This window comes from Actinopolymorpha sp. B11F2, from assembly GCF_040195635.1.
Classification (GTDB): Bacteria; Actinomycetota; Actinomycetes; order Propionibacteriales; family Actinopolymorphaceae; genus Thermasporomyces.
Window position 1 is genome coordinate 38,634 of the sequence record NZ_JBEFTX010000003.1, and the last position, 12,883, is coordinate 51,516.

The 12,883-nt window shown below is 67.5% G+C and carries 14 protein-coding genes; 11 read left to right on the plus strand and 3 right to left on the minus strand.

What is annotated here, in order from left to right:
• The first annotated feature begins 18 nt into the window (after positions 1 to 18).
• The 3 genes from ABN034_RS06620 to ABN034_RS06630 all read left to right on the plus strand — a co-directional run bounded on the left by ABN034_RS06620 (position 19) and on the right by ABN034_RS06630 (position 2,129).
• Positions 19 to 960 carry a GIY-YIG nuclease family protein gene (locus ABN034_RS06620; protein ID WP_349690096.1) on the plus strand — a complete coding sequence of 314 codons (942 nt, stop codon included), beginning with the start codon at positions 19 to 21 and terminating at the stop codon, positions 958 to 960.
• Positions 961 to 1,003: 43 nt separating this feature from the next.
• Complete coding sequence (locus tag ABN034_RS06625) at positions 1,004 to 1,591, plus strand: GNAT family N-acetyltransferase (protein ID WP_349690097.1); 588 nt, start codon at positions 1,004 to 1,006, stop codon at positions 1,589 to 1,591.
• A 175-nt stretch (positions 1,592 to 1,766) separates the two neighbouring features.
• Positions 1,767 to 2,129 (plus strand): alpha/beta fold hydrolase family protein, encoded by a 363-nt coding sequence (locus tag ABN034_RS06630; RefSeq protein WP_349690098.1) that lies wholly within the window; start codon positions 1,767 to 1,769, stop codon positions 2,127 to 2,129.
• 72 nt (positions 2,130 to 2,201) lie between these two features.
• Here the strand turns inward: ABN034_RS06630 and ABN034_RS06635 are convergent, their stop codons facing one another.
• Positions 2,202 to 3,575, minus strand: coding sequence for a permease prefix domain 1-containing protein (locus ABN034_RS06635; protein ID WP_349690099.1), 1,374 nt, complete (start codon positions 3,573 to 3,575; stop codon positions 2,202 to 2,204).
• Positions 3,572 to 3,949 (minus strand): PadR family transcriptional regulator, encoded by a 378-nt coding sequence (locus ABN034_RS06640; protein WP_349690100.1) that lies wholly within the window; start codon positions 3,947 to 3,949, stop codon positions 3,572 to 3,574. The genes ABN034_RS06635 and ABN034_RS06640 overlap by 4 nt, the downstream gene beginning before the upstream one ends.
• Positions 3,950 to 4,228: 279 nt before the next feature.
• Between ABN034_RS06640 and ABN034_RS06645 the strand changes: the two genes are divergently transcribed.
• Positions 4,229 to 5,206: an aminoglycoside phosphotransferase family protein gene (locus ABN034_RS06645; RefSeq protein ID WP_349690101.1), complete on the plus strand. Its 978-nt coding sequence runs from the start codon at positions 4,229 to 4,231 to the stop codon at positions 5,204 to 5,206.
• Positions 5,207 to 5,262: 56 nt separating this feature from the next.
• Here the strand turns inward: ABN034_RS06645 and ABN034_RS06650 are convergent, their stop codons facing one another.
• Positions 5,263 to 6,612, minus strand: coding sequence for a dihydrolipoyl dehydrogenase family protein (locus ABN034_RS06650; protein ID WP_349690102.1), 1,350 nt, complete (start codon positions 6,610 to 6,612; stop codon positions 5,263 to 5,265).
• Between the two features lie 159 nt (positions 6,613 to 6,771).
• Between ABN034_RS06650 and ABN034_RS06655 the strand changes: the two genes are divergently transcribed.
• From ABN034_RS06655 to ABN034_RS06685, 7 genes are all read left to right on the plus strand, one after another.
• Positions 6,772 to 7,122 carry a DUF1622 domain-containing protein gene (locus ABN034_RS06655; protein WP_349690103.1) on the plus strand — a complete coding sequence of 117 codons (351 nt, stop codon included), beginning with the start codon at positions 6,772 to 6,774 and terminating at the stop codon, positions 7,120 to 7,122.
• A 108-nt stretch (positions 7,123 to 7,230) separates the two neighbouring features.
• Positions 7,231 to 8,760, plus strand: coding sequence for a BNR repeat-containing protein (locus ABN034_RS06660; RefSeq protein WP_349690104.1), 1,530 nt, complete (start codon positions 7,231 to 7,233; stop codon positions 8,758 to 8,760).
• A gap of 31 nt (positions 8,761 to 8,791) precedes the next feature.
• Positions 8,792 to 9,271: a DUF2975 domain-containing protein gene (locus tag ABN034_RS06665; RefSeq protein ID WP_349690105.1), complete on the plus strand. Its 480-nt coding sequence runs from the start codon at positions 8,792 to 8,794 to the stop codon at positions 9,269 to 9,271.
• Entirely contained in the window at positions 9,271 to 9,477 is a 207-nt protein-coding gene (locus tag ABN034_RS06670; RefSeq protein ID WP_349690106.1) for a helix-turn-helix domain-containing protein, read from the plus strand. Before ABN034_RS06665 ends, ABN034_RS06670 begins: the two co-directional genes overlap by 1 nt.
• Positions 9,478 to 9,624: 147 nt before the next feature.
• The gene (locus ABN034_RS06675; RefSeq protein ID WP_349690107.1) at positions 9,625 to 11,076 is read left to right on the plus strand and encodes a sulfatase family protein; all 1,452 of its coding nucleotides are present in this window, start codon (positions 9,625 to 9,627) and stop codon (positions 11,074 to 11,076) included.
• An 11-nt stretch (positions 11,077 to 11,087) separates the two neighbouring features.
• Complete coding sequence (locus tag ABN034_RS06680) at positions 11,088 to 11,453, plus strand: hypothetical protein (RefSeq protein ID WP_349690108.1); 366 nt, start codon at positions 11,088 to 11,090, stop codon at positions 11,451 to 11,453.
• A gap of 43 nt (positions 11,454 to 11,496) precedes the next feature.
• Positions 11,497 to 12,801 carry an MFS transporter gene (locus ABN034_RS06685; RefSeq protein WP_349690109.1) on the plus strand — a complete coding sequence of 435 codons (1,305 nt, stop codon included), beginning with the start codon at positions 11,497 to 11,499 and terminating at the stop codon, positions 12,799 to 12,801.
• Positions 12,802 to 12,883 lie beyond the last annotated feature (82 nt).

Here is a 12,883-nt window from a genome sequence, read left to right on the forward strand (position 1 = left end):
GCCGCAGGTGGAGGTGGCATGACGTCTCCGCGCGCCGTCGCCCGTCGGCTTCCCCTGGAGCCGGGGGTCTACCGCTTCCGCGATGGGGCCGGCAAGGTGCTCTACATCGGCCGGGCCCGCAGCCTGCGCCGCCGCGTGCAGTCGTACTGGACCAACCTCGGCGATCGCCCGCACCTGGCGGCGATGGTGGCCCGCATCGGGCGAGTCGAGGCAGTCTGGTGCGATTCCGAGCACGAGGCGGCCTGGTTGGAACGCAACCTGCTCGAGCGGTCCAAACCACGCTGGAACCGCGCCGAAGGCGGCCTGGGAGTCGTCGGATACATCCGCGTCGACGCCGGGCGGTCCCGACCAGGCCTGCGGCTCGCGTACAACGCGACGACGGCCGCACCGCACTTCGGCCCCTTCCTCGGCGGCCTGCGGATCCGGCAGGCGATCTCCGCGCTCCACCGGGTGCTGCCCCTGTCGTACGCGACCGCCGCCAACGGTTCGGCACGCGAGCTCGCTCACCAGCTCGGCATCGGTCCGAGTGACCGGGACACGCTCGCACAGACAGCGATCGCCGTGCTCGAACGCGATCCGGCGGCGGTGACGGCGCTGCGAGCGGAGCTGGTGCGTCGCCGCGACCGCGCCGCCGAGCAGCTCAGATTCGAGCTCGCGGCGAAGCTGCAGGACGAGATCACCGCGTTCGACTGGATCATGGCCGAGCAGAAGGTGTCGTTACTCGAGCCGGACGATGCCGACGTGTACGGCTGGGCCGACGGCATTCTCGTACGGTTCACGATGCGCGCAGGCCGACTGTGCAGGTGGACGCAACGAGCCACCGCCGAGAAGGCGGCACGCGACCGGGTGGCGGCGACCCACGCCCGCTGGCGTGCGTTCGCGCAACGCAATGCCGAGCTCGCTGCCCGACTGCTACGGGACGAAGGACGTGGCGCTGCTTCGGCTGGAAGGGAGCAGTAGGGCGATGGGCGTGTGGCGAACGGTTCGAGACAACGACACCGGCGTGGAGATCCATCCGGTCACGCCCGATCGTTGGGACGACCTCGTGGAGCTGTTCGAGCGTAAGGGCCCGCGCGGCGGCACGCCGATACCCGGGTCCTGCTGGTGCTCGTGCTGGCGTGAAAGGCAGGGCGTACGTGCGCTGAACAAGGCAGCCTTCAAGGTTGCCGTCGACGATGGCCGCGTCCCTGGCCTGATCGCGTACGCCGACGGTCGCCCGGTTGGTTGGGTCGCGGTCGCGCCACGTGAGGACCACAGCAGCCTCGAGCGATCTCGCTGGTACGGGCCCTGCCCGGGAGACCGCGGCGTCTTTGCCGTGACCTGCTTCTACGTCGATCGTGCACTGCGCGGGACGGGGGTGTCGAGCGCGCTGCTCGACGCGGCGATCGAATACGCCCGTGCCTCGGGCGCCACGGCTGTCGACGCCTTTCCGAAAGTCGACGTCGCGCAGCACGCCTTGACTGACCGGCGGGCAGAGGAGAACGCCAGCTGGATGGGGCGCCGCCAGTCGTTCGAGGCGCGCGGGTTCGTCACCATCCGCGACACCGGCAAGCGGGCCGTGATGCGGCTGTCATTCCACCCCGAACCATGAGGCCAGTGTCGAGCGGCTCGCCCGCGAACGCAACCGCCTCCAGGACGCGCTCCACTGACCCGCATTCTTCGACAACGAGAGCATCGCCCCGTGGGACGTCCCCATCTCCGCGAGTTTCTCGACGCCGAAGCGCCCACGCCGCGAAGCCGATCGCGACGCGGACGAGCTACGTGCCGTGGCCGACGACTACCACGCGACCCAGGCGGTGGGCATGTCCAGGGGAGCACGAGCAATTCTCGGAGTGCTGGCCGAGGAGCCGGGACGCTTCGACCGGGTAGCGCTGATACTTCCCCCGGGCGGCACCGCGGCCGGTCGGTACCGGTCATGGCTGGAAACGCTCTCGACAGTCAAGCCGGCACGGGTCGCCACCACGAGCACGGACGTCCTGGTGGTGGGTCAGCGTGGCGACCAGGGTCATCCCGCGCGGGTGGCCGAGGAGTGGGCCGACCGGTTGGCTGGCCGACTTGAGCTGTTCCATCCGGTGGACTGCTCACGGCGCACCTCGAACGGTTTCGCCCTGTGCTCACCACGTTCATGAACGAATCGACCTGAGGCAGGGCCTCCGAGGGCCAAGCCGCAAGAGGTTCGCTGGAAGCCACCGTGAAGTCGATCAGAGGTAGCTGAACAACGGAGGGAAGACCAGGACCACGATCCAGGCCCACGCGGCGTAGACCGGGAGGTAGCCGGTCTGCCACCGCTCGAGCGTGGCGAACGGAGTACGTCGGCGGACGAAACCCAGCACCAGCCACGCCGACCAGGCGAGATTGGCAAGCAGGATGACGTTCTCCCCGAGGGCCGCCGCCTTGTTGGGTGTGGCGCCGTACTCAGTGATGCGTCCGGTGATTTCCAGGAGCACCAGCACGTCGATGGCCAGCGCGCTGACCACGAGGGCGAACTGAAGCTTGTCGAACAGGCCGGGTGTGGCCAGCGGGTCGCGGGCAGAGAGCGAGTAGAGCAGCAAACCGAGTACGACGACCAGCAGGAGGTCGAATAGGATCAGCGTTTCCCGCCCGACATCGATGGTGGCGCTGGTCCACCCGAGGGCGACAAGGAACGCCAGCAGCACGGCGGTGAAGAGCGGTGTGAACAGCCGCGTGAGCACGGGGGCAATGTTCTCGACAACACTCTGCTTGGCCTCGACGAGCCACCCGGCCACCACGACGGCGGCCACGACGCCGCAGGGAAGAAGCCATTGGGAGATGAAGGTTTCCGGCTCGATCCCGATGGCCTGGAAGGTGCCGACCACGAACGCGGTCAACACGCCACCGCCGAGGGCGATGAGAACGAAGTAGACAAAGCATTCGCCGGTGAAGCGGATGAAGTCCATCCGTCGGCGTGACGATCGCCAGTCGTCGGCGACATAGGCCAGGCCAACTACGAGCCACAGGGCGATGGGGAGATGGATGGCGGTCAGGACCACCGACTGGGAGTCCTCCGCGAGCGGATAGATGTTGGCTGCCACGGCGCCGAGCGCGAACAACGCCAGTAGTACCCCGATCAGCTGGGGCCTGACCTGGCGGCGCCAGGCCAGGAAGCCCGCGAGCCAGGGCAGCGCGAACAGACTGAAGTTTGGTGCGTAGAACGCGGCGTCCTCGTCGAAGTTCAACCCGAACAGGGCCGGCACCTTGATGGACACCACCGCGCCCGCCGCACAGATGACCATCACCAGGAGGTCACGCCGCGAACGGGCGTTCGCCACCTCGCCGCCGGTTTCGCCGGTCAGGACCAGTTGCTTCCACAGCCGTTCCGAATGCTCCCGGGCGAACTCGCGGGACAAGTCGTCCAAGCTACCCATGCGCTTGACCGCGACCAGGAATGCCTCGTCGGCGCGGAGGCCCACGGCGATGAGCTCATCGACGGAACCTCGGAGATGGTCTTCGAGCTCGTCGGCGTCGGACTGCCGTAGCTCTGGGCGGCGTCGTACGTAGTCACGCCACTGCGCGAACTGGGCCTCCAGCTCGTCCTGACCGCCTAGTGCTGTCATGCCCGGCCCCCCATCGGGATCGCCGTCAACTGCCGGACAAAATCGCCGCGGCCGATCCAGATCTCGTCCAGTGCGTCCACGACGGTGCCCCACTGGCGCCGCTGCTCGGCAAGCTCGGCCATGCCCTTGTCGGTGACGCGGTAGTACTTGCGCCGCCGCTCCCCAGCGACCGACCGCCAACTCGACTCCACATGCCCGAGCCGCTCGAGCCGGTGCAGCAACGGGTAGACCAGTCCTTCGGTCCAGTCCAGCTCTCCACCGGACAGCTCGTTGATCCTCCTGAGAATGGCGTAGCCGTAGCTCTCGCCCTCGGCCAGGATGCCGAGCACCATCGGTGTCGCCGACGCGGCGACAAGATCCTTGGTGATCCTCACGAGACCTCCACACACCGTACCTACCCTAGAAGTACGATGCATAGTAGTTCCAGGTATCAGGTCTGCGCAATGGTTGGATCGACGATCGATCGCTGGGGCTGGGGCTGGGGCCAGGACGAGTTGCGTGAGTCGCCGCTGAGATCGAGGCGGTAGTCGGCCGGCGGGAGCGGCGGGCTGCTGTGCCAGAGAGCCATGCGGGGTACCGTCATGCGTTCCGCCATGCGTTGCCGCCTAGCCGTTGAGTTGGACGGTCAAGCTTCGCCACGGAGGCGAATGTCGATGGATCGAACCGCATTCCTGGACCAGTTGCACGCGCAGTTCGCCGTCCCACGTCCGGCGGTGATGGAGCTGATCCAGCGCGTTTGCGGACAGAAGGTCGCAGGGATCGAGCGACTCATCCATGGCGATGAGAATGAGGTCTACCGCGCCGACCTCGCCGAAGGCGGCACGGTGTTTGTGCGCATAGGCCGTCCAGACACACCCGCGCTCAGCCTCTATCGGGAGGCGTGGGCCATGGAACACGCCCGCCGCGCAGGCGTTCCCGTCCCCGATGTCCTGACGGTGGAGCCGATCGCCAGTAACGAAGGGGACCGGCACGCCATGGTGGTCGCCGCGGCGGGCGGCCGGCAACTCACTGGCCTGCTGCCGTCGATGCCGACCGGTCGGCGGGCCGGCACCATGCGCGACCTCGGCCGCGTCCTGGCCAGGCTTCACACCGTCTCGATGCCCGGCCGCGGCATGCCCGACGGCACTGGTGACTGGCCCGACCAGGCCACCGACCAGCGTCGGTACATCACGAATGTGATCGCCGCCTGCGATCACCTGGGCGAGGCTGGACTGACCGACACGGAGATCCAGGACGCTCGTGGTCTACTCCACCGGGCGCTGGGAGAACCGGTCCGTCGACCCGCACCCGTGCTCTGTCATGGTGATCTGTCGCCCGACCACATATTTGTCGACCAGGAGTTTCGGGTGCATGGGCTCATCGACTGGGGAATGTGGAGTGCCGGGGCCGCCGAGGATGATCTGGCCGAGGTCGCCATGCGCCACCCGAGGGCCGACTTCGACGCCGTACTCGAGGGGCACAGCGGAGACGAGGCTCGCGATCCCGCGCTACGTCAAACCATCTCGCGGGCACTGATGATGAGGGCAATCGGCTACCTGCGGTGGCTGCTCACCAGTGGCCAGACAGGACATCTCGAATCCGGGGTCGTACCACTACGGCGAGCGCTCACCGACCTCACCCGCGGCCACTGACGCGACCCTCATCGTGGTGTACGCCTGAAACCTCGGGAGGTGCAGGACTGGTCCGCTCACAGTCCAAGGGCTGCGGCGGCTTCGTAGTAGGCCTCGTTGTAGCTGGGGAACTGCGCGATCCCGTCGAGCAGTACGTCGATGGGCAGTTGGTTGCGGATGGCCAGGACGGCCGTGTGGATCCATTCCCCGGCGAGGGGCGACAAGGCCCACGCCCCGATCAGGATTCGTCGTTGCCGGTCGGCGATGAGGCCGAGGGTGCCGCGCGGTTCGGTCTCGAACGTCCATGGCCTGGGGATCGACTCGGCCAGGTCGATCTGCGCGGTGGCGACGTCGATTCCCTGCTGGCGGGCCGCGTCGGTCGTGAGGCCGACGGCGGCGATCTCGGGCTCGCCGAAGACGACCCGCGGTATGCCGGTGTAGTTGGCGGGGTGGGGCTTGCCGAGGATGTTGTCGGCAACGACGCGACCCTGGTACAGCGCCGTGTGGGTGAACAGCGCGACGCCGGTGATGTCCCCGACCGCCCACAAGCCGTCGCCGACCCGGCAGTGCTGGTCCACCTGGAGTTCGCCGCGTGGGCCGGTACGAACGCCGGCGGTGTCCAGGCCGAGGTCGGTGGTGGCGACCGTCCGGCCGGAGGCAAGCACGATCATGTCGACCCGCACGCTGGTGCCGTCGTCGAGGTCGACCACGGTGTCGGACCCGTCGCGGCGGGCCGCGCGTACCTGGCAGTTCGTACGGACGTCGACGCCCTCCTTGGCCAGGTGGGCCTCGACGGCCTCACCCAGCTCCGGGACCTCACGGCCCAGCAGATGCGGTCCGCGCTGGACGATCGTGACCCGGCTGCCCATCCGGTGGAGGAAGGTGCCGAGTTCGACGCCGACCGCACTGCCGCCGATGAGCAACGAACGTTCGGGGATCTCCTTCAGGTTGGTGGCTTCCCGGTTCGTCCAGACTGGTACCTGGTCCAGCCCCTCGACGTCGGGCCAGGCTTGTTTGGATCCGGTACCGATGATGATGTTTTCCGCGGTCAGCACCTCTCCGTCCACCGCGACCTGGCCGGGCCCAGCCAGTCGACCTTCACCCTTGATCACGGTCGCACCATTCGCGCGGTACTCCTCGACCTGGGCGCTGTCGTCGAGGTGACGGACGATGACGTCGCGATAGTCCCGCACCTTGGCCCATTCCATCGAGGGCTTGCCAACCCCGGCGACGCGGGAGGCTTCGGCCCGGGCCTCGACCGGCCGGAGCAGGGTCTTGGACGGCATGCACGCCCAATAAGCGCACTCCCCGCCGATCAGCTGCTTCTCCACCACGGCGACGCGCTTACCCCCCGCGATCAGCCTGTTGGCGACGGTCTCCCCGCCTGGTCCCATTCCGATCACGATCGCATCGAACCGCTCGTTCATGACTACGGGATGCCCTTCTGGGCATCAGCCACACCTCAAAGGGTTCCTGTCGGGCGGGCTCGTCCGCTGGTCCGCTGGTCCGCGGATCGTCGACACCTATGGACGGGTACAAGTCGAGCACGGGCGAACAGAGGGGGGATGGTGGAGTTCCAGTAGGTCGTGACGCTCGTCGGTATAGGCGTCGACTGCGTGGGCGTCGCCGCGATCGTGGTGGGAACGCTCGTCTCGACCGTCCTCGCGGCCATCCAGCTCGCTCGCCACGAGGCAGGTGCGTACCGCGTCTACCGTCGCCGCATCGGGCGGTCGATCCTGCTCGGCCTGGAGTTCCTCGTCGCGGGCGACATCATCCGGACCGTTGCGGTCCAACCGACGTTCACCAGCGTCGGAGTGCTTGCCCTGATCGTGGCGATCCGTACGTTCCTCAGCTTCTCGCTCGAACTCGAGGTCACGGGGCGGTGGCCGTGGCGCAAGGCCGAGGAGGGCGCGGCGCCGGCCGCAAAGGTCGAATAACACGCGCACAACCCTTTCTGGTTCGCAGAAGGCCGCGCATGGGTACCGACGTTTGTGCAGTGCCGATCGATCTCTTTTGGTCGTGTTCAAGGCGAGAGGTTCACACGCATGGCCTGGCTCCACCGCGGGTGCCTGCTCCTCGGCGCTGTGCTCGCGGCGTTCCTCATCGTCGTATCCACGTCGGAAGGTCCGCACCAGCCCGGTGTCTCGCGGCGCAGCGATGCCATCCTCGATCCGGCGGCACGCGGCGTGATCACGTACGAGAACACCGCGAACATCGCCAGCTACCAGCAGGACGGCATCCTCACCTACCGCGGCTGGCAGTACACCGGCTGGTATCGCGACAGCGAACGCGCCGTCATCGCACGTCGTAAGCTCCCCTCCGGACGCTGGCAGAGTACGGAGCTGGACGTCGACCTCTACCGCGACGACTCGCACAACACGATCGCCATGGCCGTGACGGCGTCCGATGGTCGCCTGCATGTCGCGCTCCCGACGCACAACGAGGGCATCCGCTACACGCGAACACGTCCAGGGGTCGCCAGCGCGCCGCGCGAGGTCCCGTGGACGTCGCGAGTCTTCGAGCGCACGCGACCATCGTGGCCCGGCGCACCGGAGGCTCCGAAGACTCTCACCTATCCGCGGTTCGAGGTGGTCCGTGGCCGCATGCTGTTGACGTACCGCGACGGCATCTCGGGCAACGGCCAGCAGGTGCTGCTGCGCTACGACGACACGCCTGCCGGCACCTGGTCCTTCCTCGGCAGCTACACGTCCAGCCAGGGCACCTACAGCTCGAAATACGGGACGAGCACCACGCGCAACGCCTACCTGCACGGCTTCACCGCCGACCCAGCAACCGGTGACCTGGCCATCACGTGGACCTGGCGGGAACATCCCAGCGGCTCATGCGACGGCGCCAGTGTCGGCAACCACGACACCGGCTACGCGGTCAGCCATGACGGCGGAATGACCTGGACCGGTAACCACGGCCGGGTGATCGGGCGTACCGGGACCCGGGACCTGATCGCGGTCCACGACCCGCACATCGTGCGAGGCATCCCGATCGACCGCGGTCTGATGAACCAGGAGTCCCAAGCGTTCGACAATGAGGGGCGTCTCCATGTGATGACCAGCCGGGTGCGGGCGAGCGATCTCGATCAACTCGGCGGTTGTGCGCGCGACCTCTACACCGACCGCAGGCGGTTCGCCCGCCCGTACCACGCCTGGCGTGACGATGACGGCGCCTGGCACGAGACCTCGCTGCCCACCCGGCAGGGGAGTTCCGGACGGACGAAAATCGTCTTTGGGAACGACGACACCGCCTACGTGATCCTGCCCGACGCACGCATCATGGCCGCGACGGCAGCGAGCAGGTGGACCGACTGGCGGACCGTCTTCGCCGCCGGAGACGTCCGCAACGTGTCGGAGCTGATCATCGACCGCTCGCGGCTGGCCCTCGACGGCGTACTCTCCGTCGCCTATCAGGAACCACCGCGTCGCGCAGGCCTGCCGTCGGCCTTCCGGATCGCCGACTTCCACTTGGGTTCCACCGCTCCGCACCGCCCGAAGTCGAGGAAACCGGAGCGGCCGCCGCTTCCGTACGAGGGGAGCCGACGCGAAACGGCAGGTATCGATTGACAGTCGATATAGAACAGCCCATACTCGATACATGGTTGCGGCGCATCGGGCGGTAGCCCCTCTCCGAGTCTTCCTCGTGTTGCTGTTCGGCGTCCTGGTCGTGTTCCAGGTCCTCTCCCTGCCTGGACAGTTCGCGCACATGGCCGAGGAGTCCCCGGACCAGGCGTACCTGAGGTGGCCGATGACCGCCGTGGCGGTGTTCTGGGTGCTGTGTGTTCAGGTCGTGATCGTTTCCACCTGGAAGTTGCTCACCATGGTCAAACACGACCGCATCTTCAGTCCGGGCTCCTTGGCCTGGGTGGATGCGATCGTGTGGGCCATCGCCGCGGCGTGGATCGTGCTTCTGGGCGTGTTTGTCTACGTCGGTCTCAACGCGGACGACCCGGGCGTACCGCTCCTGCTCTTCTTGATGGTCATAGGTGTCACTGTGCTCGGTCTCCTGATGGTGGTGATGCGTGCGCTGCTGCGGCAGGCCACCACGCTGCGGACCGACATGGAGGCGGTGATCTGATGCCCATCGTGGTGCGCATCGACGTCGAGTTGGCCAAGCGCAAGATGAGCGTCGGCGAATTCTCCGAGCAGGTCGGACTCACGCCGGCAAACGTGGCGGTACTGAAGAACGGCCGTGCCAAGGCGGTGCGCTTCAGCACCCTGGAAGCCATCTGCCGGGTGCTCGACTGCCAGCCCGGCGACCTGCTGGAGTGGGTCGAGGAGTGAACGCCGCCGTCATCGGCTGGCTGCCCCGCTGATATAACGAGGGCCGTGCCCATGGGGTCCACCCACCTGGTACTCGGGTGTCCCGTGGTAGCGGGGGTGCCGAACGAAGCTGTCAGGACGGTGTGCATGTCGGGGGACCGTAGGTTCGTGGGTCGGCGACACGTCAGCCGGAGACGGTTGCTCAAAGGTGCCGGCATCGCGGCGGCCGCCACGGCGGCCACGGTGGCGTGGCCACTGTACTCGGCCAGCACGAGACCCAACATCTCCACCAAGGTCACGGGAAGCGGCGCATCGGAAAAGCCAAACGTCTTGTTGATCATCACCGATGACCAACCCCTGCACACGGAGTGGGCGACACCGACTGCCGTGAGCTGGGTTGCAGGTCAAGGAATTCGGTTCCGCAACGCCCACGCCACCACGCCGCTCTGTGCGCCGTCTCGTGCGTCCATCTTCTCCGGTCGTTATGCGCACAACCACCGAGTGCTGGACAACGGGCATCCGTCCAAGTTGGATCAGAACACCACAGTGCAGCGGCAGCTTCAACAGGCTGGATACCGGACCGCGCTGTTTGGAAAGTACGTCAACAACTGGGGGGTGAAGAACCCGCCACCACACTTCGACGAGTGGACTGTTGTGCGGCCCCGTTACGTCGACGCCCACTACAACGTCGACGGCGTCGTCCAGATGGTTCCCGGATACACCACCACGGTGCTGAAGAATCGGCTCCTGGGATTTCTGGATCGGGCGGCGGCCGACAGCAGGCCATGGTTCGCGGTCTTCACTCCCAACGCTCCGCACCGGCCCTCCACCGCCGACGCGCCGTACGAAGGAAGCGAGGTCCCGTCCTGGAGCGGTCGGCCCTCGGTCCTGGAGAAGGACAAGCGAGACAAGCCGCCATTCGTTCGGAGTTCGCGTTACACGTTCGCCGACGGCGAGGACTTGCGGGCGCGGCAGCTACAGTCGCTGCGTTCGGTCGATGATGCGCTCCAAGCGGTCAGGGGCAAGCTGGTCGAAACCGGTCAGCTCGACAACACGCTGGTGATCTACTGCTCCGACCACGGTTACCTCTGGGCCGACCACGCGCTGCTGGACAAGGCCCTTCCCTACGGCCCGGCACACCAGGTGCCGCTCTACCTGTCCTGGCCCGCTGCCGGCCTCGACTCGGGCACAGTCGACGATCGCATCGCCGCGAACATCGACCTCGCGCCGACCATCCTGGACGCCGTGCAGGTCGCCCCCACGACACCACAAGACGGCCGGTCGCTGTTGTCGAACTTTCGCCGCGAGCACATCCTGCTCGAAAGCTGGCGGTGGTCCGACGATGTTCGCGGTGGACGGCCGACCTGGGCGTCCTATCTCAGCACCACGAGGCAGTACGTGGAGTACTACGACCTTCACACCAATTCCGCCGGCGACGAGGTGGGCAGCGGGCGGATCTTCTTCCGCGAGTACTACGACCTGACCCGCGATCCCTATCAGCTGGACAACCTGCTTCACCACGCGACCCCGGCCGGGGAACGGGCCTTGGAGATCCCCTCCCTGGCCAAGCAACTCGCCGCCGACCGGAGCACGTCGGGTCGAACAACCTCGTCCTTGTAGCCTGGGGCGCTGTGACGAACCGAATGCACATGCCCCCCATGTCCTGGCCGCCCGTCGCCACGATCGTGCGTCTCGTCGCGGTCACCGCCCTCGGCGTAGCGCTCCTGGCCGGTTGCAGCTCCGAAGGCGCCGCCACCGAGTGTGGTCTCGACCAGTGCACGGTCACCTTCGATCGAGGCGTCGAGGGCAACGCGAGCGTCCTCGGAGTCGACGCCCGGTTCGTCGGAACAGAAGGCGACCGGGCGACCGTCGAGGTCGCCGGAGAGCGGGTCACGCTGACCGTCGGCGAGCCGGCCACCGAGGTCGGTGGTCTGTCGGTCTCCGCGGAGAGCGTGACCGACTCCCAGGTGGTCGTACGCATCAGCCGGGGGAACTGACGTCACGCCGAGCCAGCGGGTCGCGCGCAGGACACGCCTTCTGATGAAGCGTTCCTGGGTGCCGCCGACGACCTGGACAGTGCTTGGCGCCAGCGCCATGACGACGGTGGGCATCCTGCCGGTGTTCCTGCTCAGCTCCCAGTCTGTGTTCGTACGCGCGGACCTCGACTTCGACGAACGCAGATTCGGCGTCGCGGTGAGCGCGTTCTTCGTGGCCGCTGCGGCATCGGTGTTGCTTGGTGGTGGACTGGTCGATCGATGGGGACGTCGGACCAGCACCGCCGTCGCAGGGCTTCTCACCGCGGCCGGTGGCTTCGGGGTCGCCTGGGCGGCTCGGTCATGGCTGGTTCTCACCGTGGCGATGGTCATCCTTGGGGTCGCCAACGCGGCATGTCAGGTGACGTCGAACGTCACCATGGCCAAAGTGGTGCCGCCGCATCGTCAGGGGCTCGGCTTCGGGGTGAAGCAAGCTGCCATCCCACTCGCGATCACCCTCGCGGGTCTTGCCGTTCCGACGGTCGGCGCGCTGCTCGGGTGGCGGTGGACCTTCGCGCTCACCGGCTTCGGCGGCCTGGCGATCGCTCTCGTGAGCCTGCGCCTTCCCAGCGCCACGGTCGCCGGCTCTCGCCCACTCGGTGCGCTCGATCGTCCCTCCACGGCGGCGCTGGTGACCACGATGATCGCGGTCAGCCTGGCCAGCGCTGCCGGCAACTCTCTCGGCGCTTTCGTGGCCTCCTGGGGTTTCCGGGTGGGTCTGACTCCGGACGTAGCAGGGCTGCTGATGGCGACGGGTAGCGCGGTGAACCTTGTCGTGCGGGTGGTCTCCGGGCACCTCGCCGACCGTCGGCACGGGCGCAACCTGCCGGTTGTCGCGGCCCAGATGCTCATCGGTGCGGCGGCCTTGGCGGTGTTGTCGTTCCCGTCCGAACCCACCGTGGTGGCGGCCGGCCTGATCGCGTTTGCGTTCGGATGGTCGTGGCCGGGGCTGCTGCTGTACGCCGTCGTCCGGGTCAGCAGGGACGCGCCCGGCGCTGCGAGCAGCTATCTCCAGGCAGGAGCTTTCGTTGGTGGAGCAGCAGGACCGGCACTCTTCGGCGCGGTGGTCGCCGCGAGCGGATACGAGACTGCCTGGCGGGTCGCCGCCATGCTGTTCGCCGTCGCGGCCCTGCTGGTCATCGTGGCCCGAAGGATGTTCATCGCCGACCTGATCGCCCGGCCACCCGTGCACCCCATCGGCTACGGCGGGGGACGTAAGGCGCCGGCGTACACGACGCCTCCTCGCCGGCTGGCGCAGACCGGTGAGCGTGGGTCCTCGGGCACGTCGACGGTGGGGGATGCATCGAGCTGACATCGGCGACTGCCGACCGCGCAGCCGAGGAATATGCGCGCCGATCCGTACGCCAGGCCGACCCCTCGCGAGGCGAGGTGAG

What these genes read in the sequence shown, in the direction of transcription:
- ABN034_RS06620 (WP_349690096.1), top strand. Translation starts at nt 19, where the DNA reads ATGACGTCTCCGCGCGCCGTCGCCCGTCGGCTTCCCCTGGAGCCGGGG.
- ABN034_RS06635 (WP_349690099.1), bottom strand. Translation starts at nt 3,575, where the DNA reads ATGACAGCACTAGGCGGTCAGGACGAGCTGGAGGCCCAGTTCGCGCAG.
- ABN034_RS06645 (WP_349690101.1), top strand. Translation starts at nt 4,229, where the DNA reads ATGGATCGAACCGCATTCCTGGACCAGTTGCACGCGCAGTTCGCCGTC.
- ABN034_RS06650 (WP_349690102.1), bottom strand. Translation starts at nt 6,612, where the DNA reads ATGAACGAGCGGTTCGATGCGATCGTGATCGGAATGGGACCAGGCGGG.
- ABN034_RS06660 (WP_349690104.1), top strand. Translation starts at nt 7,231, where the DNA reads ATGGCCTGGCTCCACCGCGGGTGCCTGCTCCTCGGCGCTGTGCTCGCG.
- ABN034_RS06665 (WP_349690105.1), top strand. Translation starts at nt 8,792, where the DNA reads ATGGTTGCGGCGCATCGGGCGGTAGCCCCTCTCCGAGTCTTCCTCGTG.
- ABN034_RS06670 (WP_349690106.1), top strand. Translation starts at nt 9,271, where the DNA reads ATGCCCATCGTGGTGCGCATCGACGTCGAGTTGGCCAAGCGCAAGATG.
- ABN034_RS06685 (WP_349690109.1), top strand. Translation starts at nt 11,497, where the DNA reads ATGAAGCGTTCCTGGGTGCCGCCGACGACCTGGACAGTGCTTGGCGCC.